The sequence below is a fragment of the Achromobacter sp. 77 genome, from assembly GCF_020541125.1.
Lineage (GTDB): Bacteria > Pseudomonadota > Gammaproteobacteria > Burkholderiales > Burkholderiaceae_B > Achromobacter > Achromobacter mucicolens.
Map to the genome: position 1 here is coordinate 2,418,788 of NZ_CP059848.1, position 19,715 is coordinate 2,438,502.

At 66.1% G+C, this 19,715-nt stretch carries 21 protein-coding genes; 16 read left to right on the forward strand and 5 right to left on the reverse strand.

Translation table 11 applies throughout. The features are described 5' to 3' along the window. Window positions 1-6: 6 nt before the first annotated feature. Complete coding sequence (locus H4P35_RS11125) at window positions 7-486, forward strand: DUF2846 domain-containing protein (protein ID WP_152384199.1); 480 nt, start codon at window positions 7-9, stop codon at window positions 484-486. A 72-nt stretch (window positions 487-558) separates the two neighbouring features. Here the strand turns inward: H4P35_RS11125 and H4P35_RS11130 are convergent, their stop codons facing one another. Continuing rightward, the gene (locus H4P35_RS11130; RefSeq protein WP_056316802.1) at window positions 559-1,386 is read right to left on the reverse strand and encodes a pyruvate, water dikinase regulatory protein; all 828 of its coding nucleotides are present in this window, start codon (window positions 1,384-1,386) and stop codon (window positions 559-561) included. Window positions 1,387-1,600: 214 nt separating this feature from the next. On the opposite strand from H4P35_RS11130, the gene ppsA reads away from it, so the two are divergent. Continuing rightward, complete coding sequence (gene ppsA, locus H4P35_RS11135) at window positions 1,601-3,967, forward strand: phosphoenolpyruvate synthase (protein ID WP_226849037.1); 2,367 nt, start codon at window positions 1,601-1,603, stop codon at window positions 3,965-3,967. 83 nt (window positions 3,968-4,050) lie between these two features. Here ppsA and H4P35_RS11140 read toward each other — a convergent pair whose 3' ends face one another. Continuing rightward, a complete protein-coding gene (locus tag H4P35_RS11140; RefSeq protein ID WP_056316807.1) occupies window positions 4,051-4,896 on the reverse strand; it encodes a bifunctional transcriptional activator/DNA repair enzyme AdaA in 846 nt (281 codons plus the stop codon). Window positions 4,897-5,046: 150 nt separating this feature from the next. Next, window positions 5,047-5,787: a glutamine amidotransferase gene (locus H4P35_RS11145; RefSeq protein ID WP_226849039.1), complete on the reverse strand. Its 741-nt coding sequence runs from the start codon at window positions 5,785-5,787 to the stop codon at window positions 5,047-5,049. Window positions 5,788-5,956: 169 nt separating this feature from the next. On the opposite strand from H4P35_RS11145, the gene H4P35_RS11150 reads away from it, so the two are divergent. The 3 genes from H4P35_RS11150 (at window position 5,957) to H4P35_RS11160 (ending at window position 8,624) form a co-directional block, all read left to right on the forward strand. Beyond that, window positions 5,957-6,388: an NfeD family protein gene (locus H4P35_RS11150; RefSeq protein ID WP_056316815.1), complete on the forward strand. Its 432-nt coding sequence runs from the start codon at window positions 5,957-5,959 to the stop codon at window positions 6,386-6,388. Window positions 6,389-6,484: 96 nt separating this feature from the next. After that, on the forward strand, window positions 6,485-7,411 hold the full coding sequence (locus tag H4P35_RS11155) for an SPFH domain-containing protein (RefSeq protein ID WP_223575385.1): 927 nt from the start codon (window positions 6,485-6,487) through the stop codon (window positions 7,409-7,411). Window positions 7,412-7,436: 25 nt separating this feature from the next. Next, window positions 7,437-8,624, forward strand: coding sequence for a GGDEF domain-containing protein (locus tag H4P35_RS11160; protein ID WP_180099254.1), 1,188 nt, complete (start codon window positions 7,437-7,439; stop codon window positions 8,622-8,624). 1 nt (window position 8,625) lies between these two features. Here H4P35_RS11160 and smpB read toward each other — a convergent pair whose 3' ends face one another. Next, complete coding sequence (gene smpB, locus H4P35_RS11165) at window positions 8,626-9,099, reverse strand: SsrA-binding protein SmpB (RefSeq protein ID WP_180099255.1); 474 nt, start codon at window positions 9,097-9,099, stop codon at window positions 8,626-8,628. Between the two features lie 249 nt (window positions 9,100-9,348). On the opposite strand from smpB, the gene H4P35_RS11170 reads away from it, so the two are divergent. From H4P35_RS11170 to H4P35_RS11200, 7 genes are all read left to right on the forward strand, one after another. Then, window positions 9,349-9,783, forward strand: a complete 435-nt coding sequence (locus H4P35_RS11170) for a type II toxin-antitoxin system RatA family toxin (protein WP_056316825.1) — start codon at window positions 9,349-9,351, stop codon at window positions 9,781-9,783. Next, window positions 9,773-10,120 carry an RnfH family protein gene (locus tag H4P35_RS11175; RefSeq protein WP_056316828.1) on the forward strand — a complete coding sequence of 116 codons (348 nt, stop codon included), beginning with the start codon at window positions 9,773-9,775 and terminating at the stop codon, window positions 10,118-10,120. Before H4P35_RS11170 ends, H4P35_RS11175 begins: the two co-directional genes overlap by 11 nt. A 248-nt stretch (window positions 10,121-10,368) precedes the next feature. Further along, complete coding sequence (locus tag H4P35_RS11180) at window positions 10,369-11,523, forward strand: acyl-CoA dehydrogenase family protein (RefSeq protein ID WP_152384204.1); 1,155 nt, start codon at window positions 10,369-10,371, stop codon at window positions 11,521-11,523. Beyond that, entirely contained in the window at window positions 11,520-12,695 is a 1,176-nt protein-coding gene (locus H4P35_RS11185) for an enoyl-CoA hydratase/isomerase family protein (RefSeq protein WP_226849041.1), read from the forward strand. Before H4P35_RS11180 ends, H4P35_RS11185 begins: the two co-directional genes overlap by 4 nt. Window positions 12,696-12,784: 89 nt before the next feature. Beyond that, a complete protein-coding gene (mmsB, locus tag H4P35_RS11190; RefSeq protein ID WP_226849043.1) occupies window positions 12,785-13,675 on the forward strand; it encodes a 3-hydroxyisobutyrate dehydrogenase in 891 nt (296 codons plus the stop codon). A 70-nt stretch (window positions 13,676-13,745) separates the two neighbouring features. Further along, the gene (locus H4P35_RS11195; RefSeq protein WP_081101074.1) at window positions 13,746-14,114 is read left to right on the forward strand and encodes a PaaI family thioesterase; all 369 of its coding nucleotides are present in this window, start codon (window positions 13,746-13,748) and stop codon (window positions 14,112-14,114) included. A gap of 74 nt (window positions 14,115-14,188) precedes the next feature. Continuing rightward, complete coding sequence (locus tag H4P35_RS11200) at window positions 14,189-14,878, forward strand: VIT family protein (protein ID WP_180099256.1); 690 nt, start codon at window positions 14,189-14,191, stop codon at window positions 14,876-14,878. Window positions 14,879-14,932: 54 nt separating this feature from the next. On the opposite strand, the gene H4P35_RS11205 is transcribed toward H4P35_RS11200, so the two are convergent. Continuing rightward, entirely contained in the window at window positions 14,933-15,931 is a 999-nt protein-coding gene (locus H4P35_RS11205) for a folate-binding protein YgfZ (protein ID WP_226849046.1), read from the reverse strand. Between the two features lie 160 nt (window positions 15,932-16,091). Here H4P35_RS11205 and mltG point away from each other — a divergent pair, with 160 nt between their 5' ends. The 4 genes from mltG to H4P35_RS11225 all read left to right on the forward strand — a co-directional run bounded on the left by mltG (window position 16,092) and on the right by H4P35_RS11225 (window position 19,680). Next, window positions 16,092-17,177: an endolytic transglycosylase MltG gene (gene mltG / locus H4P35_RS11210; RefSeq protein WP_370638966.1), complete on the forward strand. Its 1,086-nt coding sequence runs from the start codon at window positions 16,092-16,094 to the stop codon at window positions 17,175-17,177. Then, window positions 17,174-17,797: a dTMP kinase gene (gene tmk / locus H4P35_RS11215; protein ID WP_226849048.1), complete on the forward strand. Its 624-nt coding sequence runs from the start codon at window positions 17,174-17,176 to the stop codon at window positions 17,795-17,797. The genes mltG and tmk overlap by 4 nt, the downstream gene beginning before the upstream one ends. Beyond that, window positions 17,794-18,843, forward strand: a complete 1,050-nt coding sequence (gene holB / locus H4P35_RS11220; RefSeq protein WP_226849050.1) for a DNA polymerase III subunit delta' — start codon at window positions 17,794-17,796, stop codon at window positions 18,841-18,843. The genes tmk and holB overlap by 4 nt, the downstream gene beginning before the upstream one ends. Before the next feature lie 66 nt (window positions 18,844-18,909). After that, window positions 18,910-19,680 (forward strand): TatD family hydrolase, encoded by a 771-nt coding sequence (locus tag H4P35_RS11225; protein ID WP_056316856.1) that lies wholly within the window; start codon window positions 18,910-18,912, stop codon window positions 19,678-19,680. Window positions 19,681-19,715: the final 35 nt, after the last annotated feature.

The following is a 19,715-nucleotide window of genomic DNA, read 5'->3' on the forward strand; positions in this document are numbered from 1 at the left end:
AAATCCATGCAGAGCAGTTTGAAGATGATGGCCGCCGCCGCGCTGGGCGCCGCCTTGTTGGCCGGTTGCGGCGGTCCCCGCTACCAGGACGTGGCGGGCACCATTCCCGTCATGGTCCCGGATACGGGCCGCATCTATTTCTACCAGCCGGCGGCGCCGATTGGCGTGGTGTCGAATCAACCGTATCTGCGCGTCAATGGCGTGAAGGTCGGCCGGTCCAAGCCGGGCAGCTTCTTCTACGTGAACCGTCCGGCGGGCAAGTACGAGATCGATACGCTGCGCGATGGCGAAACCCTGACGTTCGACCTGGCGCCGGGCCAGACGCGGTACGTGCGCCTGAGCATCGAGGGCGCAACCGGAAATGCCGCCAGCGTGGGGCGGCAGGACATGCGCCTGGAGGAATCCGAAAAGATTGCCCAACAAGAGATGTCGCCGCTGAAGTACTGGGGCGCGGGATCGCGAGAGCGCGTCAAGCTGCGTCCCTGAATATTCGCAGTGAACATTCGCCGGCTGAGATCGCCGGCCAATCAAGGGCGCGCCTGAACGCGCCCTTTTTCTTTATCCGCGATCCAGTCCGACTTCCTGCAAGACGGTGGTCGCGATCTCTTCGATCGATTTCGTCGTGCTGGACAGCCACGAAATGCCCTCGCGGCGCATCATGCGCTCGGCTTCCGCCACTTCGTAGCGGCATTGCTCAAGTTGCGCGTAGCGGCTGTTGGGGCGGCGCTCGTTGCGCACTTCGGCCAGGCGCTCGGGCTGGATCGACAGGCCGAACAGCTTGCCCCGGTGCGGCGCGATGGTCGAGGGCAGGGTGCCGCGTTCGAAATCGTCGGGCGTGAGCGGGAAATTCGCGGCCTTGATGGCGTATTGCATGGCCAGATACAGGCTGGTGGGCGTCTTGCCGCAACGCGAGACCCCGACGAGGATCACGTCGGCCTGATCGAGCTGGTTCACGAACTGGCCGTCGTCATGCGCCAGGCTGAAGTTGATGGCGTCGATCCGGTTCCGGTACTTTTCCGAGTTGGCCTGCATGTGCGAGCGGCCGATGGAGTGGCTGGATTTCAGACCCAGGGCTTGCTCGATGTGGCTGACGAACGTGCCGAACAGATCCAGGAAAATGCCGTTCGCCTGGCGAACGCGTGCCAGGATCTCGGGGTTGACCAGGGTGCTGAAAACGATGGGCGGCACGCCCGCGTCCTGGGCGCTGCGATCGATCCGCATGGCGACTTCCGCGGCCTTTTCAAGCGTGTCCACGAAGGGCAGGCGGATGGGCTTGAAATTGACCTCCTCGAACTGCGAAAGTACTGACTGGCTGAAGGTTTCCGCAGTGATGCCGGTACTGTCGGAAACGATGTATACCGTGCGTACGATAGGGGTAGATGTCATGTGTAAAAAATTCCAACCAGGCAGATGGCCGGACGTACTCCACCGAGTACAATCAGGCCCCTATAAGTCACCCCAAGGGCGGTCCAAGGCCAGTTTGGTCAGCGTCTGAAAGCGTGTCTGCACAAGCCGGAAAAAGCGTTTCTCCGGCACCCAGAACAGCGCATTTCAACCATTGACCAAACTCGCTTTCATTCCATTGTAAAAGGTGACTTCAATGTCGTATGTTGTTTTGTTCGAGCAGCTCCGCATGACGGACGTGGACTCGGTAGGAGGCAAGAACGCATCTCTTGGCGAAATGATCAGCCAGCTGTCTGGCGCGGGTGTCCGCGTGCCGGGCGGCTTTGCCACGACCGCAGATGCGTTTCGCGATTTCCTGAAGGCTTCGGGCCTGGACAAGCGGATCGCTGAACGCCTGACCACGCTGAACCCCGAAGACGTGCGCGAACTGGCCACCGCCGGTGCGCAGATCCGCCAATGGATCGTCGAGGCGCCGTTCTCGCCGGAATTCGAATCGCAGATCCGCGAAGCTTTCGCCAAGCTCGACGCCGATGGCAAGGGCTCGTTCGCCGTGCGCTCGTCCGCCACGGCCGAAGACCTGCCCGACGCCTCGTTCGCCGGCCAGCAGGAAACCTTCCTGAACGTGGTGGGCATCGACGACGTGCTGGACAAGATCCGCCACGTGTTCGCGTCGCTGTACAACGACCGCGCCATTTCCTATCGCGTGCACAAGGGCTACGCCCATGCCGACGTCGCCTTGTCGGCCGGCATCCAGCGCATGGTGCGTTCCGACAAGGGCAGCGCCGGCGTCATGTTCACCATCGACACCGAATCGGGCTTCCAGGATGTGGTGTTCATCACCTCGTCGTATGGCCTGGGCGAAACCGTCGTGCAGGGCGCCGTCAACCCTGACGAGTTCTACGTCTTCAAGCCCACGCTGGCGCAAGGCCACTATCCCATCGTCGGCCGCCGCATCGGCTCCAAGCTCATCAAGATGGAATTCGATCCCGAGCGTCCTGAAGGCCGTGCCGTGCGCACGGTGGACGTGCCCGTCTCCGAGCGCAACCGCTACTCGCTGACCGACGACGAGGTCAACGAACTGGCCCGCTACGCCGTCATCATCGAAAAGCACTACCAGCGTCCGATGGACATCGAGTGGGGCCGCGACGGCGTGGACGGCAAGATCTACATCCTGCAGGCGCGCCCCGAAACGGTGAAGTCGCAGCAGGGCGCCAACGACGTTCAGCAGCGCTACCGCCTGAAGGCGACCGGCCAGGTGCTGATCACCGGCCGTGCCATTGGCCAGAAGATCGGTTCGGGTCCGGTGCGCGTCGTGGGCGACATCTCCGACATGGACAAGGTCCAGCCGGGCGACGTGCTGGTCACCGACATGACGGATCCCAACTGGGAGCCCGTGATGAAGCGCGCCTCGGCCATCGTGACGAACCGCGGCGGCCGTACGTGCCACGCCGCGATCATCGCGCGTGAACTGGGCATTCCGGCGGTGGTGGGCTGCGGCAACGCGACCGACGTGCTCAAGGAAGGCCAGGCCGTGACCGTGTCCTGCGCCGAAGGCGACGAAGGCCGCATCTATGACGGCCTGATCGAAACCGAAGTCGAGGAAGTGCGCCGTGGCGACATGCCCGCCATCGATCTGAAGATCATGATGAACGTGGGCAACCCGCAACTGGCGTTCGACTTCGCCCAGATCCCGAACGGCGGCGTCGGCCTGGCTCGCCTGGAATTCATCATCAACAACAACATCGGTATCCACCCGAAGGCAGTCCTGGACTACCCGAATGTGGACGGCGAACTGAAGAAGGCCGTGGAATCGGCCGCTCGCGGCCATGCCAGCCCGCGCGCCTTCTTCGTCGAGAAGATGGCCGAAGGCGTGGCGACGATTGCCGCCGCCTTCTACCCCAAGCCGGTCATCGTGCGCATGTCGGACTTCAAGTCCAACGAGTACCGCAAGCTGGTGGGCGGCTCGCGCTACGAGCCCGAGGAAGAGAACCCCATGCTGGGCTTCCGCGGCGCGTCGCGCTACATCGCCGAAGACTTCGCCGAGTGCTTCCGCATGGAATGCGAAGCCCTCAAGAAGGTGCGCGACGAAATGGGCCTGACGAACGTCGAGATCATGGTGCCGTTCGTGCGCACGCTGGGTCAGGCCGAGAAGGTCGTGAACCTGCTCGCCAAGCACGGCCTGGCGCGCGGCGAAAACGGCCTGAAGCTGATCATGATGTGCGAAGTGCCGTCCAACGCCATCCTGGCCGACGAGTTCCTGCAGTACTTCGACGGCTTCTCCATCGGCTCGAACGACATGACCCAGCTCACGCTGGGCCTGGACCGCGATTCGGGCATGGAGCTTTTGGCCGCCGACTTCGACGAGCGCGACGAAGCCGTCAAGTTCATGCTGCGCCGTGCGATCAAGGCTTGCCTGGCTGCCAACAAGTACGTCGGCATCTGCGGCCAAGGCCCCAGCGATCACCCGGACTTCGCGCAGTGGCTGAAGGACGAAGGCATCCTGTCGATGTCGCTGAATCCGGACACCGTTGTCGATACGTGGCAGCGCCTGGCCAAGAACTGATTGGCCGGTTGAAACAAAAAACCCCGCGTCTTTTGGGACGCGGGGTTTTTTTATTCGCTCGGGCTTTATTTGACCCGTGCCGCTCAGGCAGCCTTGGCTTCCCGGGCGATGAGTTCGCGCTTGCGGTCGATGCCCCAGCGGTAGCCGGCCAGCGAGCCGTCGGTGCGCACCACGCGATGGCAGGGAATGGCCAGCGCGATGTTGTTGGTGGCGCAGGCGCGGGCGACGGCGCGCACGGCGGTGGGCGCGCCGATGCGCTCGGCCACTTGCGCGTAGGTGGCGGTTTCGCCCAACGGGATCTCGCAAAGCGCCTCCCAGACCTTGCGCTGGAACGCCGTGCCGCGCACGTCCAGCGGCAGGTCCAGGCCGCGCGCCGGATCTTCGACAAAGCCGACCACGTCCGCAACCCAGCTTTCGAACTGGGGATCGGCGCCGATCAGCCTGGCGGCGCGGAAACGGTCCTGCAGGTTCTTGACCAGCCGGTCAGGGTCCTCGTCCAGCGCGATTTCGCAGATGCCGGTGCTGCTTGCCGCCACCAGTAGCGCGCCCAATGCGCATTGCGCGACCGCGAACCGGATATCCACGCCTTCGCCGTTCTTGCGGAACGCGGTGGGCGTCATGCCCAGGATGGCGGGGGCGGCCTCGTAGAAGCGTCCGCTGGAATTGAAGCCGGCGTCGTACATGGCGTCGGTGACGCTTGCGCTTTCTTCGAGGCGCTGGCGCGCGCGGCTGGCCCGCAGCGCGTTGGCGTAGGCCTTGGGCGTGATGCCCGTGGCGGCCTTGAAAACGCGGTGGAAATGGAAGCGGCTCATGCCGGCCTGCTCGGCCAGCGTCGACAGATCGGGCGGCTGCTCGGCTTCCAGGGCGCGGCAGGCGCGCTCGACGGCGGCGGCGTGCTGTTTGCTCAGGGGGACGGCGGCGGGGCTCATAAGGGACTCCTGACTGGCGCGTATTGGCGTAACGTTTGACGCCATCGTCTCAAGACTGGCCGGCCCCGGCACTCCGCTTGTTGCGGCGGAGCCCTAGCCTTTGGCGTCCCCCGTGGCGTCCCGGCAAGGCCGGCGGGACGCCTGCGAAGGTCAGGCGCCGGGCGCGTAGGTCTCCAGGAAGCGCCGCAACAGGCCCGCCGCCACGGGCGTCGCGCGCACGTTGGCCGACAGATCGGGCATGTCGAGGTTTTCGGCGGCGTAGCGGCGGCCATAACGCTCGAGATGAGCCAGGATGAAATCCGGCCCGAACTCGGGGTGAAACTGGGTGGAAAAGACATTGCGGCCGATGCGGATCATCTGGTGGTCGTCCAGATCCGAGCGCGCCAGCACCGCCGCGCCCGGGGGCAGCTGCAGCACGGTCTGCGCATGCAGCATCTGCGCAGGGAAGGTGGACGGCACGCCGGCCATGAGTGGGTCGCCGGAGGCGGTCGGCAGCAATTCCACGGTCTGGGTGCCCACTTCCCGGCCCGACGGGTTGTAGCCGACCTTGCCGCCGAGCGCGTGCGCCAGCAATTGGTGCCCGTAGCAGACGCCGAACATCGGCAGGCCCGCGTCGACGGCCTCGCGCAGCCAGGCGGCGGTGTCTTCGCTCCAGGGTTCTTTGTCGGACACCATGGCGGGCGAACCGGTGATCAGGGCAGCGCGGTAGCTGGAGGGCGCCTGCGGGCGCTGGCCCTCGTATACCGCGACGATCTCGACGTTGCTGGCGGCCAGGCCGGCCGCCGTCATGATTTGTTCGGCATAGCCGCCGAACTGGCTTTTGAGCGTATCGTCCGGATCGCCGGTGTGCAGGATCAGGACGGGAAGAGCAGAAGGAGTTGCGGCGGTCATAAAAGCATATAGGTGGATGAGGGCGGCGCGTTGGTCCCGCGACTTGGCGCGCCAGCGCACATAGTAATCCAGCGAAAATGTTCCCGTCGGCGCACCGCGGCTCCCGCTCCGTCCCGGAAATACGTACAATCCGCTCAGATACTCATCCTTACAGACGATTCTCAATACTATGTGGATTTGGCTGGGATTGGCCGCGCTGGCGCTCATCGGAGAGCTGGCGACAGGAACCTTCTATTTGCTGCTGGTCGCTTTAGGTCTGGCCGCCGGCGGCATTGCGGCCTGGCTGAGCGCCGGCCTGCAATGGGAGCTGGTGGCGTGCGGCGTCGTGCTGCTGCTGGGGCTATTGGTGCTGCGCAAGACCCGGGTGCTGAAAAAGCGTGAGGTCAATTCCGCCCGCAACGCCGACGTCAACCTGGACATCGGCCAGACCGTCGTCGTAGAGGCGTGGTCCGACAGCGGGGCGGCGCGCGTCTGGTACCGGGGCGCGCATTGGCAGGCCGAGCTGGCCAAGGGACACGCCGCCCATCCTGGTGAACACATCATTACCGAATTGCGCGGCTCGATCCTCGTGCTGACTCCCAAGCGCGGCCGATCGGCATAGCAGAACGCGCCCGCGCAGCGCCGCGGGCAATCGCCGGAACCCCGGCCAGCATGGCGGGGCAGGCCGGCGCATCCATCCGAAAAGAGGCTTCACACCATGATCGATTCTTCAACCGTCGTGCTGCTTGTCATCGTTGCGTTGGCGATCCTTATCGTCGTCAAGGCGATCGCCATCGTGCCGCAGCAGCATGCCTGGGTGGTCGAGCGGCTGGGCAAGTTCGACCGCGTCCTGTCGCCGGGCGCCGGGTTCGTGATTCCGTTTATCGAACGGGTGGCCTACAAGCATTCACTGAAGGAAATCCCCCTGGATGTGCCCAGCCAGGTCTGCATCACGCGCGACAACACCCAACTGCAGGTCGACGGCGTGCTGTATTTCCAGGTCACGGACCCGATGCGCGCCTCGTACGGTTCGTCCAACTACATTTCGGCGATCACGCAGCTTGCCCAGACCACCTTGCGTTCGGTCATCGGCAAGATGGAATTGGACCGCACCTTTGAAGAGCGCGATTCCATCAACAGCAACATCGTCTCGTCGCTGGACGAGGCCGCGCTGAACTGGGGCGTGAAGGTGCTGCGCTATGAAATCAAGGATCTGACGCCGCCCAACGAGATCCTGCGTTCGATGCAGGCCCAGATCACGGCGGAACGCGAGAAGCGCGCGCTGATCGCCGCCTCCGAGGGCCGCCGCCAGGAGCAGATCAATATCGCCACCGGCGAACGCGAAGCCGCGATCGCGCGATCCGAGGGCGAGAAGCAGGCGCAGATCAACCAGGCGCAAGGCGAGGCGGCTGCGGTGCTGGCGATTGCCGAAGCCACTGCCAAGGCCATCACGCAGGTTGCCGATGCGGTTCGCCAGCCGGGCGGCATGGAAGCGGTCAACCTGAAGGTTGCCGAGCGCTACGTTGAGGCGTTCGGCAACGTGGCCAAGGAAGGCAACACGCTGATCCTGCCGGCCAATCTGTCCGACGTGGGCGGGATGATCGCCTCCGCCATGACCATCGTGAAGTCCACGCGCAACACCTGATATCGCGCCTCGCGGCGCGCCGCCCATGATCGCTCCCGTTAATTTGCTTCTGATAGCAGCGCTGGCGGGAGTGCTTTCGCTGTGCGTGCTGGGATCCCTGGCGCGCAGCGGCATGGCCGGCATCCGCGAGACCATACGCGCCAACCTGCTCACGCTGTTGGCGTTTTCTACATTTGCGCTGCAGAACACCGAGGCGCCGCTCTGGGCGTCCATCCTGGTGCCGAACGCGGCGATCGCGCTGGCCCTTTGTGCGTATTACGCGGGCGTGCGCCGGTTGCTCGGTCTTGCGGTGCCCCGGCATCTCATGACCCTGGGCTGCCTGGCGGCGCTGTCGGTCGTGGCCACCTACACCTACGTGGACTGGCAGGTGAGTCCGCGCATCGTCGCGATGTCGCTGCTGCAAATGGGCTTCATGCTGGCCGTGGCCATCGTCGTCCAGCGCAACATGCCCAAGCATCGCTCGCGCTACGCCTACCGTTTCGTGTGGGCGGTGACGCTGATCTCCGCCGTGGTCTGCGCGCTTCGCGCCGGGGTCTACCTGGCGGGGCTGGACACGGTGGCCGCCTTTCTTGAACCCACGCTTTGGGGCGTTGCGTTCCTGACGTTGGGCGTGTTGATCATGCCGTGCCTGACGCTGGGAACCATCATGATCATCCACGACCGCATGCTGGCCGACCGCGAACAAGAGGCCAACACCGACTTCCTGACGGGTCTGATGTCTCGCAAGGCGTGGTGGCTGCAGGCCGAACGGTATTGCGCCCAGGCCCTGCGCATGCGCCGTCCGCTGACCTTGCTGCTATTGGACATCGACCACTTCAAGCGCATCAACGACACGCATGGCCATGCGGCCGGCGATGCGGTGCTGCGCCATTTCGGCTTGCTGGCGACCGCGACCCTACGAACCGGCGATCACGTGGGACGGGTGGGGGGCGAGGAATTCTGCGTGCTGTTTGCGGACATGCGCAGCGACGCGGTGCTGGAGGTGGCCGAGCGCCTGCTGGATTCGGTGCGGCGCACGCCTTGCGCGCACGGGGGCAGCACGATTTCGTATACGTTCAGCGCGGGCGTCGAGGACTGGATCCCGGGCGAAAACCTGCAAGTGCTGTTCGAACGGGCCGACCGAAAACTCTATGCGGCCAAATCGGCGGGGCGCAACCGCGTGGTGGGCCCCGGCCACGAGGCCGAGCGCCCGGCGCTGCCGGTGGCCGCCTGAATCAATCGTCCTTGCCGCGGCGCGGGGTGCGGGTGTCGTGCTTCATGATGCGTTCCTTTTCGCGCGCCCAGTCCTTCTCGCGCGCGGTGTCGCGCTTGTCGAACAGCTTCTTGCCGCGGCCCAGCGCGAAATCCAGCTTGATGCGGCCGTTCTTGTAGTGCAGGTTCAGCGGCACGAGCGTATAGCCGCGCTGCTCGACCTTGCCGATGAGCTTACTGATTTCCTCGGCCTTGAGCAGCAGCTTGCGCGTGCGCATGGCGTCGGGGTGGATGTGCGTGGAGGCCGTGGGCAGGGGGCTGACGTGCATGCCAAGCAGGAACAGTTCGCCATCGCGCACGATGACGTAGCTTTCCTTGAGCTGCACGCGGCCGTCGCGGATCGCCTTGACTTCCCAGCCTTGCAGGACAAGGCCGGCTTCAAAGCGGTCTTCGATGAAATAGTCGTGCGTGGCCTTGCGATTGTCGATAATGCTCATAAAGCCTTCTTGCTGGGGGATTCTGCGAATCCGGCGGATTGCGGGTTGTTGCGGGCGGCGATTGCTCGGTATCCTGACGGCTGTCTTTTGCCGCTGTTTTGTTTACTGCGCAGGCCGCTGCACCACTTTGGCCGCAGTTTTGTTCACTGCGCAGTTTTGTTCACTGTTTTGGCCGCAGTTTCGGCCCATTCAAGCCCACAAAGCGCTGTGCCGGTAAAATCTTGCCATTCTAGCCATTTGCGATAGTCGATGCACAAAGTACAACGATCCGTCCTGGTGCCTTACAGCGCCGCCCAGATGTTCGACCTGGTTGCCGACGTGGAGAAGTACCCCGAGTTCATGCCGTGGTGTGGCGGCGCCGAGGTGCAGACCCGCGACGAACACGGCATGCAGGCCTCCATCCTGATTTCCTTCGCGGGGATGAAGCAGCGCTTCACGACCCGCAATACCCACGTCTACCCCGAGCGGATCGACCTGGAGCTGGTGGATGGTCCGTTCTCCAGCCTCGTTGGTCATTGGGTGTTCCAGCCGCTGGCCGAAGACGCGTGCAAGGTCCTGTTCACCATGGAGTACGCGTTCTCGAACCGGCCGCTCGAAATGGTCGTGGGCCCGGTCTTCAACCGCATTGCGACCAGCTTCATCGATTCCTTCACCAAGCGCGCGCAGGCCAAGTATGGCGAGTGAAGGGTCCGCGGGCGGGCAGATCGGCGTCATCGTCTGCTACGCCTTGCCCGGCCACGCCTGGCAGCGCGACGTGCGCTTGCCGGACGGCGCGACCGTCGAGGACGCGTTGGCGGCCAGCGGTTTTGCGCAGGCATTTCCTGTCGTCAAACCGTGGGAAGCGGGCGTGGGCATCTTCGGCCGCGCCACCGAACCCAAGGCGCGCCTGGCCGACGGAGACCGCGTGGAAATCTATCGCGGCCTGACCTTCGACCCGAAGGAGTCGCGCCGCCGCCGCGCCGAGCATCGCCGGGCCAAGACGGCCCGCAACGGGCGCATCCGGCCGGCAGGGCTGCTGTAACGGCGAACTGACTGCCCCCCGGCCCGGCGCCCCGCACGCCACCGTCGACATCCGCCGGTGGCTTTTTGCTTTCGGCCCGTCCCCGCACATTGTCATCAATAAGACAAAGCGCCCGGCCGCTTCGGGCGTAACATTGAGCCGGATTCCCGCTTACGTTTACGTCAACGTCATGTCAAAATCGACGGGCTGGCGTTCACGAGACGGCAGCAACGCCACGAGACAATACCGACTACAACAGGAGACAGGCTGTGGACTTGGAACTGACCGACGAGCAGCGCGCGTTCGCGCAGGCCGCGCGCGACTACGCTGAGGGCGAACTGGCTCCCCACGCCGCGCGCTGGGACGCCGAGGGCATTTTCCCGCGTGACGCCTTTGCCCGGGCGGGCGAGATGGGTTTCTGCGCGATCTACGCCAGCGAGGACATCGGCGGGCTGGGCCTGCCGCGTCTGGACGCCACGCTGGTGTTCGAGGAAATGGCGGCGGTGGATCCGTCCACCACGGCGTTCCTGACCATCCACAACATGGCGACCTGGATGGTAGGCAAGTGGGGCCAGCCGGCCTTGCGGCAAGCCTGGGGACCCTTGCTCGCCAGCGGTGAAAAGCTGGCCTCTTATTGCCTGACCGAGCCCGGCGCGGGCTCCGACGCGGCATCGCTGTCCACGCGCGCGCAGCGCGATGGCGACAGCTACATCGTCAACGGCGCCAAAGCCTTCATCTCCGGCGGCGGCGACACCGACCTGCTGGTCGTGATGGCCCGCACCGGCGGCGAGGGGGCCGCGGGCATCAGCGCCTTTGCGATCCCCGCAGACAGCGAAGGCATCGGCTATGGCCGCAAGGAAGAGAAGATGGGCTGGAACAGCCAGTCCACGCGTCCCATCACCTTTGAGAACGTCCGCGTGCCGGCCGCCAACATGCTGGGCGTGGAGGGCGAGGGCTTCAAGATCGCCATGAAGGGCCTGGATGGCGGCCGGATCAACATCGGCACGTGCTCGGTGGGCGCAGCGCAGGGCGCGCTGGACGCCGCCCGCCGCTACATGGACGAGCGCCGCCAGTTCAACCGCCGGCTGGCGGAATTCCAGGCCCTGCAGTTCAAGCTGGCCGACATGGCGACGCACCTGGTGGCGGCGCGCCAGATGGTTCGGCTGGCCGCCTGCAAGCTGGATGCCGGCGCGCCCGATGCGTCCACCTACTGCGCGATGGCCAAGCGTTTCGCCACCGACATGGGCTTCCAGATATGCCTGGACGCGCAACAGATTCATGGTGGTTATGGTTACCTGAAAGACTATCCCTTGGAGCGTTTGGTGCGCGATACTCGCGTTCATCAGATTCTGGAGGGCACCAACGAGATCATGCGCGTGATCATTGCCCGCCAATTGTTGGAAAAAGGAGCCGACATAAGATGAATGCACCGGTGTTGTTCGAAGAAAGATCCGCCGCCAATGGAATGCGTTTCGGCATTGCGACGCTGAATGCGCCGCAAACGCTGAACGGCCTGTCGCTCGAGATGGTTGACCTGCTGGCCGACCGCCTGGACGCCTGGGCGCGTGATCCCGGTGTTGCGCTGGTGGTGCTGCAGGGCGCGGGCGACAAGGCGTTCTGCGCCGGCGGCGACCTGCATGGCCTGTATCGCAGCATGACCGAGAACGCGGGCAAGCCCAGCTGGAGCAACACCTACGCGCGCACCTTCTTCGAACGCGAGTACCGGCTGGACTATCGCATCCACACGTATCCGAAGCCCGTTCTGTGCTGGGGCCATGGCATTGTCATGGGCGGTGGCATCGGCCTGATGATGGGCGCAAGCCACCGCGTCGTCAGCGAGACCTCGCGCCTGGCCATGCCGGAAGTGTCGATCGGCCTGTTCCCGGACGTGGGCGGCAGCTGGCTGCTGAGCCGCATGCCGGGCCGCAGCGGCGTCTTTTTGGCGCTGACGGGCGCGCAACTGAACACGTCCGACGCCTTCTTTGCGGGGCTGGCGGATTTCCGCCTGAACAGCGCGGATTGGCCGGCGCTGCTGGCGTCGCTGGAGCAGCAGCCGTGGGCGGGCCAGGCCGCGGATGCGGCCGAGGACGCGATTCCCCCGCGCTCGATCAACGACGGCCTGCTGCGCCGCGCGCTGACCGCGCTGGAACCGCCCACGCCGCTCGAACCCGGGCCACTGCGCCAGCACTCGTTCGTCGTCAACAACCTGTGCAACGGCAACCGGCTGGACGACATCTACGAAGAGCTGTCCTTCCTGAAGGACCACGAAGACCCCTGGCTCTCGCGCGCGGCCAAAACCATGCTGGCGGGCTCGCCGGGATCGGTGCGCCTGGCGTTTGCCTTGCAGCAGCGCACGCGCCTGCGGTCGCTGGACGATGTGTTTCGCGTCGAGTACATCGCCGCGCTGGCGTGCACGGCGCATGGCGACTTTGCCGAAGGCATCCGCGCGCTGCTGATCGACAAGGACAAGAACCCGCGCTGGAATCCCGCCGTCATCGACATGGCGACCGACGCCTGGGTGCAGAAATTCTTTGAAGAACCCTGGCCCGAGGGCGAGCCGCATCCGCTTGCCGACCTGGGCCAGGAAGGGCGCTGATCCGCCGGCCGGCCCGCCAGCCGGCCGATCCGCCACGCAGGTCACGATGAATCCATACCTACAGCAATAGCAACAGGAGACAAGACATCATGAGCAGCATCGCGTTTATCGGTTTGGGCAACATGGGCGCGCCCATGGCATTGAATCTGGTCAAGGCTGGCCACAGCCTGAAGGTGTTCGATCTGGTGCCGGCGGCCATCAAGCTGCTGACCGATGCCGGCGCGACGGCGGCCGCGTCCGCGTCGGAAGCGGTCCAGGGCGCGGAGGTCGTGATCTCGATGCTGCCGGCTAGCAAGCACGTCGAGGGCCTGTACCTTGACCAGGACCTGCTGGGCAAGATTTCCTCGAGCGCGCTGGTCATCGAATGCAGCACCATTGCGCCGGATTCGGCGCGCAAGGTGGCGCAGGCGGCCGAGGCGCGCGGCATCGCCATGATCGATGCGCCGGTGTCGGGCGGCACGGGTGGCGCGGCCGCGGGCACGCTGACCTTCATCGTGGGCGGCGCGGCCGCCTCGCTGGAGCGCGCGCGGCCCGTGCTGGAAAAGATGGGCAAGAACATCTTTCACGCGGGCCCGGCCGGGGCGGGACAGGTCGCCAAGATCTGCAACAACATGCTGCTGGGCATCCTGATGGCCGGCACGTCCGAGGCGCTGGCGCTGGGCGTGGCGAATGGCCTGGATCCGAAGGTGCTGTCGGACATCGTCGCCAAGAGCTCGGGCCGCAACTGGGCAACCGAGCTCTACAACCCGTGGCCGGGCGTGATGGAGCATGCGCCGGCCTCCAAGGGCTATGCCGGCGGGTTCGGCGTGGACCTGATGCTCAAGGACCTGGGACTGGCCGCCGAGGCCGCCCTGTCGGCGCGCGCGTCCATTCCGTTGGGCGAACTGGCGCGCAACCTGTATTCGCTGCACAGCGCGGGCGGTTCGGGCAAGCTGGACTTTTCCAGCATCGTCAATCTGGTCAAGCGCGAGCAGGACTGACGTGCCGCACGTCAACGCCTCGGAAGACCCGGCCGCGCGGGTCCAGGCCAGCTTCGATCAGCAGAGCATCATGGCGCTGCTGGGCGCGCGGCTGCATAGCGTCGAGCCGGGCAGGGTGGACATCGTCCTGCCGTACCGGCAGGACCTCTGCCAGCAGAACGGCTTTCTGCACGCGGGCATTTCCACCACCATTGCGGACAGTGCGGGCGGCTATGCGGCCTACACGCTGTTCGGACCGGGCGAGGATGTACTGACGTCCGAATTCAAGATGAACTTCCTGGCGCCCGCCAAAGGCGACCGGTTCGTCGCGACCGGCCGCGTGGTCAAGCCGGGCAAGCGTCTTTCGGTCTGCCAGGTGGAGATGTTTGCGCACGACGGAGAACAAGCCACGCTGTGCGTGATAGGCTTGCTCACCGCGGTGCGCGTGACGCCGCGATGAACGCTGCCGGGGCATGCCGGGGCCATCGCCTCGCATGCCCGGCGCCCGTCACGCGTTGCATGGGTTTTCCGGCAATGCCAGCAAAAGAACACCACAGAATTTTCCGCAGCAACTGGCTGCGCGCCGCAGTGCTGGGCGCCAACGACGGTATTGTCTCCACGGCCAGCCTCATCACCGGCGTCGCGGCTGCCCAAGCCTCGCACGGCGCCATTCTCACATCGGGACTGGCCGGCCTGGTGGCCGGCGCGCTGTCGATGGCGGCGGGCGAGTACGTGTCCGTGCGCACCCAGGCCGACACCGAAGCCGCCGACCTGCGGCTTGAACAGCGCTCGCTCAAGCGCAACTCCGGCGAAGAACTGGCGGAACTGGTCGACATTTACGTCGAGCGCGGGCTGACCCGCGACTTGGCCGAGCAGGTGGCGCGCCAGCTCACCAGCCATGATGCGCTGGATGCGCACGCCCGCGACGAGCTGGGCATTTCGCTGCACAATCGCGCGCGGCCGGTCCAGGCGGCGTTGGCGTCGGCGGCGTCGTTTGCCGGCGGGGCCGCCGTGCCGCTCGCCGTGGCGGCGGTATCGCCCGGACCGCCCCTGATCGGGTGGGTGATCGGCGCATCGGTCTGTTGTCTGGCGGCGCTGGGCACCATGGCCGCAAAGGCGGGGGGCGCGCCCAAGCTGCCCGCCGCGCTTCGCGTCACGGTGCTGGGCGCGGCGGCCATGGCGGTGACGGCGGGCGTGGGTGCGCTGTTCGGCGTGGCGGTCTGAAGACGAACGCCAGATTCGTGCGCGCCGGAATTGGCGCGCACGGGCGGGGCAGGGTCAGGGATTGATGGCGTAGGGCAGCGGGGCGGGCGCGATGCGCGGACCGTCGGCGCTGGCCAGACGCAGATCGCCCTCGGGCAGTGCGGCCAGGGTGGTTTCGAACAGCACCGACACCACGCCGGCATCGCTGGCGGCCTGCACCACGCGGCCAATGGCCTCGCCCGGTTGCGTGGCATCGAACACGTCCACCCCCGTCAGCGCCGGGCCCTGCAGGCTAGCGTCGGCAACGGTGCCGAAGGCCATGCGCCGCTTGACGGTGCCCCGGTAGTGGCTGCGTGCCACCACTTCCTGCCCGGGATAACAGCCCTTGGTGAAGCTGACCCCCTGGATCAGGTCCAGGTTAACCGTCTGCGGAATGAAGACGTCCTGCGTGGCCGCGGCAATCCAGGGGATGCCAGCCGCCAGGTCAGCCGCCTGCCATTGCTGCGCAGAGGCCAGTCCCATGGCTTGGGTCAGCGCGGCGGACTGTGCCAACTGCTCGTCAGAGGCAATCCACCACCAGCGCAGGCGGTCGTCGGCCGACGGCGCGACGATCCAGGTGCCGGACGGCATGTCGGCGCGCTGCCACGTGGCGCGCGGCAGGGCGCCCGTCACGGCTTCCAGCGCGGCAGCCTGTTCCGGGGTGGCCTGCACGCCGGCCACGTGCAGCGGCGCGGCGGCCAGCTTGGCCTTGGCCCGCAGGACGAACATGGACAGGCGTTTGATCAGTGCTTGGGACAGGTCCTGGCGAACCATGCCGTAGAACTGGGGGGAATCATCGGCATCGCCGGCGCCGCGCCACATGACCATCGTGGCCAGCAGACGGCCCTTGGCGGTGCAATAGCCGGCCAATCGCGCGGCGTCTTGGGGCAGGCCCGTGACGTCCTGCGTGAGCTGGCCGTGCAGGAAGGACAGGGCGTCGGCGCCCGAAGCGGTGAAGACCGCCAGATCTTCCAGCGGAGCGCATTGCGCGCAACCTTCGGCGCGGACAGGAATCGAAGCGTAATAGGCGTGCATGGCGGCGGGAGTTATCGCGTCATCAAAGTGCTGATGATAGCCGTGTTCCCGGGCCGGCCCGGACATGTCCCCGATGCGCAAAGGGGCGCGCCGCGCGATCCGGCCCCCGTTGTGTCACGGCTGCGGCCCGCGATCCATTAAACTTCCGACACTTATGAAGATGCGACTCCGAAATTTCGTCCTGTGGTTCCTGTTGCTCATCGTCCTGGCCGTGGGCGGCGCGGTGGGCGCCGCCTATACCTGGATGCATCGCCCGATGGCGCTGTCGTCCGACAAGATCGACTTTGTGGTGGATCCGGGCAGCAGCCCGCGCACCGTCGCGCGCGCGCTCAATGCCGCCGGCGTGCCGATGTGGGAGCCGGGTTTCGTGTGGATGGCGCGCCTGTCCGAGCGCGACAAGCTGATGAAGGCGGGCGGCTACCAGGCGCTCAATGGCGACACGCCCTGGCTGCTGCTCGAACGCCTGGCCCGCGGCGACATGACGCAGCGCCAGATCACCTTTCTTGAAGGCTGGACCTATCGCCAGATCCGCCAGGCGCTGCGCGAGAACCCCGACGTCAAGCAGACGCTGGGCGATGTCAGCGACGAAGAACTGATGGAGCGGCTGGGATCGACCATCAAACACCCGGAAGGCCTGTTCTTTCCGGATACCTACGTCTTCACGCCCGGCAGCACGGATTTCGACCTGCTGCGCCGCGCCTACCAGGAAGGGCAGCGCATCCTGAACGACACCTGGGACAAGCGCCAATCGGACGTGGCGGTGTCCACGCCCTATGAAGCACTGGTGCTCGCCTCCATCATCGAAAAGGAAACCGGCCATGGCCCGGAGCGCCGGCGCGTTTCGGGCGTGTTCACCAACCGGCTGAAGATCGGGATGCTGCTGCAGACCGATCCCACGGTGATCTACGGCATGGGCGAGGCCTACCAGGGCCGCATCCGCAAGCGCGACCTGCAGACCGACACGCCCTGGAACACCTACACGCGTCCGGGCCTGCCGCCCACGCCGATTGCCGCACCCGGCCGGGCGGCCTTGCTGGCCGCTGTGCAGCCCGAGCAGCACAAGTTTCTTTATTTCGTGTCCCGGGGCAACGGCACCAGCGAGTTCTCGGCCAACCTGTCCGAACACAACCGCAACGTGGCCCGCTACATTCTTGGTCAGCGGTCCAACTCCACGCCCGCGCCCACCCCCGCGCCGGCGGCCTCGGCGGCGCCCGAACCCGAATCAGCACAAGGACAAGATCAATGACCTCACGCGGACGTTTCATTACGCTGGAGGGCGTGGACGGCGCGGGCAAGAGCACGCACACCGTCTGGATCGCGGATTTCCTGCGCGCGCAGGGCGTTGAGGTCGTGTCCACCCGCGAGCCCGGCGGCACGCCGTTGGGCGAGAAGCTGCGCGCGTTGGTCCTGAACGATCCGATGGGGCTGGATACGGAAACCCTGCTGATGTTCGCTGCGCGATGCGAACATTCGCGCCAGGTGATCGAGCCTGCGCTGGCTCGCGGCGCGTGGGTCGTCTGCGACCGCTATACCGACGCCAGCTACGCCTACCAAGGCGGCGGCCGCGGCCTGGGCGCCGAGCGCGTGGCGGTTCTGGAAGCCTGGATGCATGCCGGCCGGCCGGACCGCACCTGGCTCTTTGACGTGCCGCTGGAAGTCGCCCGGGCGCGCCTGGCAGACGCGCGCGAACCCGATCGCTTCGAGCGCGAGGGCGCGGCGTTCTTCGAGCGCACCCGCGAGGCCTACCATGCCCGCGCAAAGGCCGATCCGGACCGCATCCGCGTCGTCGATTCGACGCGCGCCATCCCCGAGATCCGCGCCGACCTGGAAGCCGGCCTGCGCGAGCTGTTGGCCGTTCCCGCATGAGCGCGCCCCAGTTTCACCCCTGGCAGATGGACACGGCCCGCGCCTGGCTGGGCAATCGCGACCGCTTTGCGCATGCCTGGCTGGTGCATGGGCTGGCTGGCATCGGCAAGCTCGATTTCGCCATCGCGGCGGCGGCCAGCCTGTTGTGCGAAACGCCTGAAAACGGGCTGGCCTGCGGCCACTGCGCCGCCTGCGCGTGGTTCGCCAGCGGCAACCATCCCGACCTGCGCCGCATCCGCCCCGAGGCAGTGGCCGTGGAAGAGGGCGCGGACGCCGCCGAACAGGCCGAAGACGCCGAGCCGGCGGCAGGCGCTGCCAAGCGCGCGCCGTCCAAGGAAATTCGCATCGACCAGATCCGTTCGCTGGAGTCCTGGTTCAACACCGCCACGCACCGGGGCGGCTGGCGCGTGGCGTTGCTGTACCCGGCCCATGCGCTCAACGTCGTGTCGTCCAACGCCTTGCTCAAGGTGCTGGAGGAACCGCCTCCCCATACGGTATTCCTGCTGGTCGCGGACGCGCCGGACCGCTTGCTGCCCACGCTGGTGTCGCGCTGCCGCCGCTTGCCGCTGCCCGCGCCCGATGCGGACACGGCGTTGCAGTGGCTGCGGGACCAGAACGTCGAGCCGGCGCGCGAATGGCTGGCCGCGGCGGGCGGCGCGCCGCTGGCGGCGCTGCGCCTGGCGCAATCCGGCGAATCTGCCTGTCCGGCGTGGCTGGGCCAACTGGTCAACCCGCTGGCCAAGGGTCAGACGCCCGACGTGGGCACGCTGGCCGAAGCGCTGGAGAAAGTGGCCGCGCCAGAATGGATCGATGCCCTGCAACGGCTGTACACGGATCTGATGCTTGCCAGCGCCGGCGCGCCGGTGCGCTATTTTCCGTCGCTGGCTGCTGGCGTGGCGCAGGTGGCCGCCCGCATGCATCCTGCCCGCGTGGCCGAGGCCTCCCGCTGGCTGACGCGCCAGCGCGCGCTGGCCACCCACCCCTTGAACGCCAAGCTGTTCGCCCACGCCACCCTGCAGCGCGTGGTGCTATCCTGCCAGGCGTAAGTCCTTGATCCGGCGGCGCTTTGCTTCGCTTGGCGACGCGCCCCGGTTCGCAACACCAGACTCACCATGTACGTCGATTCCCACTGTCATCTGAATTTCCCCGAGCTTGCCAACGATCTGCCGGCCATTCTTGACCGCATGACGGCCAATCAGGTCACGCACGCGCTCGTCGTCAGCGTCAACATGCCGGAATGGCCCGGCCTGATGTCGCTGGTCGAGCCGCAGCCCCGCCTGTGGGCCTCGGTGGGCGTGCACCCCGACTACGAAGACACGCCGGACCCGACGCCCGAGGAATTGGTGCGGCTGGCAGAACACCCAAAGGTCGTGGCCATCGGCGAAACCGGGCTGGACTACTACCGTCTGTCCGAACCGCTGGATTGGCAGCGCGAACGTTTCCGACGCCATATCCGCGCCGCGCGCGATGCCGGCCTGCCGCTTATCGTGCACACGCGATCGTCCGCCGAGGACACCGTGCGCATGCTGCGCGAGGAAAAGGCGGCCGAGGCGGGCGGCGTGATGCACTGCTTCACCGAAACCTGGGAAGTGGCGCAGGCCGCGCTGGACCAGAACTTCTATATTTCGCTGTCGGGCATCGTGACGTTCAAGAATGCGCAGATCGTGCATGAAGTGGCCGCCAAGGTCCCGCTGGACCGGCTGCTGATCGAAACCGATTCGCCCTACCTGGCCCCGGTGCCGTTTCGCGGCAAGCTCAACGATCCGTCCAAGGTGATCCACGTGGCCGAAAAGATCGCGGACCTGCGCGGCATCACGGCAGCCGAGGTCGCCCGCGCTTCCACCGACAATTTCTTCAAGCTTTTCAGCAAGGTGAAGAAATAGGTCGGCCCGTTTTTTGAATCTGCATCCTAGGACTG

Bases quoted from the DNA above. Each gene is read 5' to 3' on its own strand.
- H4P35_RS11125 (WP_152384199.1), top strand. From the start codon at position 7: ATGCAGAGCAGTTTGAAGATGATGGCCGCCGCCGCGCTGGGCGCCGCC.
- H4P35_RS11130 (WP_056316802.1), bottom strand. From the start codon at position 1,386: ATGACATCTACCCCTATCGTACGCACGGTATACATCGTTTCCGACAGT.
- ppsA (WP_226849037.1), top strand. From the start codon at position 1,601: ATGTCGTATGTTGTTTTGTTCGAGCAGCTCCGCATGACGGACGTGGAC.
- H4P35_RS11140 (WP_056316807.1), bottom strand. From the start codon at position 4,896: ATGAGCCCCGCCGCCGTCCCCCTGAGCAAACAGCACGCCGCCGCCGTC.
- H4P35_RS11145 (WP_226849039.1), bottom strand. From the start codon at position 5,787: ATGACCGCCGCAACTCCTTCTGCTCTTCCCGTCCTGATCCTGCACACC.
- H4P35_RS11150 (WP_056316815.1), top strand. From the start codon at position 5,957: ATGTGGATTTGGCTGGGATTGGCCGCGCTGGCGCTCATCGGAGAGCTG.
- H4P35_RS11155 (WP_223575385.1), top strand. From the start codon at position 6,485: ATGATCGATTCTTCAACCGTCGTGCTGCTTGTCATCGTTGCGTTGGCG.
- H4P35_RS11160 (WP_180099254.1), top strand. From the start codon at position 7,437: ATGATCGCTCCCGTTAATTTGCTTCTGATAGCAGCGCTGGCGGGAGTG.
- smpB (WP_180099255.1), bottom strand. From the start codon at position 9,099: ATGAGCATTATCGACAATCGCAAGGCCACGCACGACTATTTCATCGAA.
- H4P35_RS11170 (WP_056316825.1), top strand. From the start codon at position 9,349: ATGCACAAAGTACAACGATCCGTCCTGGTGCCTTACAGCGCCGCCCAG.
- H4P35_RS11175 (WP_056316828.1), top strand. From the start codon at position 9,773: ATGGCGAGTGAAGGGTCCGCGGGCGGGCAGATCGGCGTCATCGTCTGC.
- H4P35_RS11185 (WP_226849041.1), top strand. From the start codon at position 11,520: ATGAATGCACCGGTGTTGTTCGAAGAAAGATCCGCCGCCAATGGAATG.
- mmsB (WP_226849043.1), top strand. From the start codon at position 12,785: ATGAGCAGCATCGCGTTTATCGGTTTGGGCAACATGGGCGCGCCCATG.
- H4P35_RS11195 (WP_081101074.1), top strand. From the start codon at position 13,746: ATGGCGCTGCTGGGCGCGCGGCTGCATAGCGTCGAGCCGGGCAGGGTG.
- H4P35_RS11200 (WP_180099256.1), top strand. From the start codon at position 14,189: ATGCCAGCAAAAGAACACCACAGAATTTTCCGCAGCAACTGGCTGCGC.
- H4P35_RS11205 (WP_226849046.1), bottom strand. From the start codon at position 15,931: ATGCACGCCTATTACGCTTCGATTCCTGTCCGCGCCGAAGGTTGCGCG.
- mltG (WP_370638966.1), top strand. From the start codon at position 16,092: ATGCGACTCCGAAATTTCGTCCTGTGGTTCCTGTTGCTCATCGTCCTG.
- tmk (WP_226849048.1), top strand. From the start codon at position 17,174: ATGACCTCACGCGGACGTTTCATTACGCTGGAGGGCGTGGACGGCGCG.
- holB (WP_226849050.1), top strand. From the start codon at position 17,794: ATGAGCGCGCCCCAGTTTCACCCCTGGCAGATGGACACGGCCCGCGCC.
- H4P35_RS11225 (WP_056316856.1), top strand. From the start codon at position 18,910: ATGTACGTCGATTCCCACTGTCATCTGAATTTCCCCGAGCTTGCCAAC.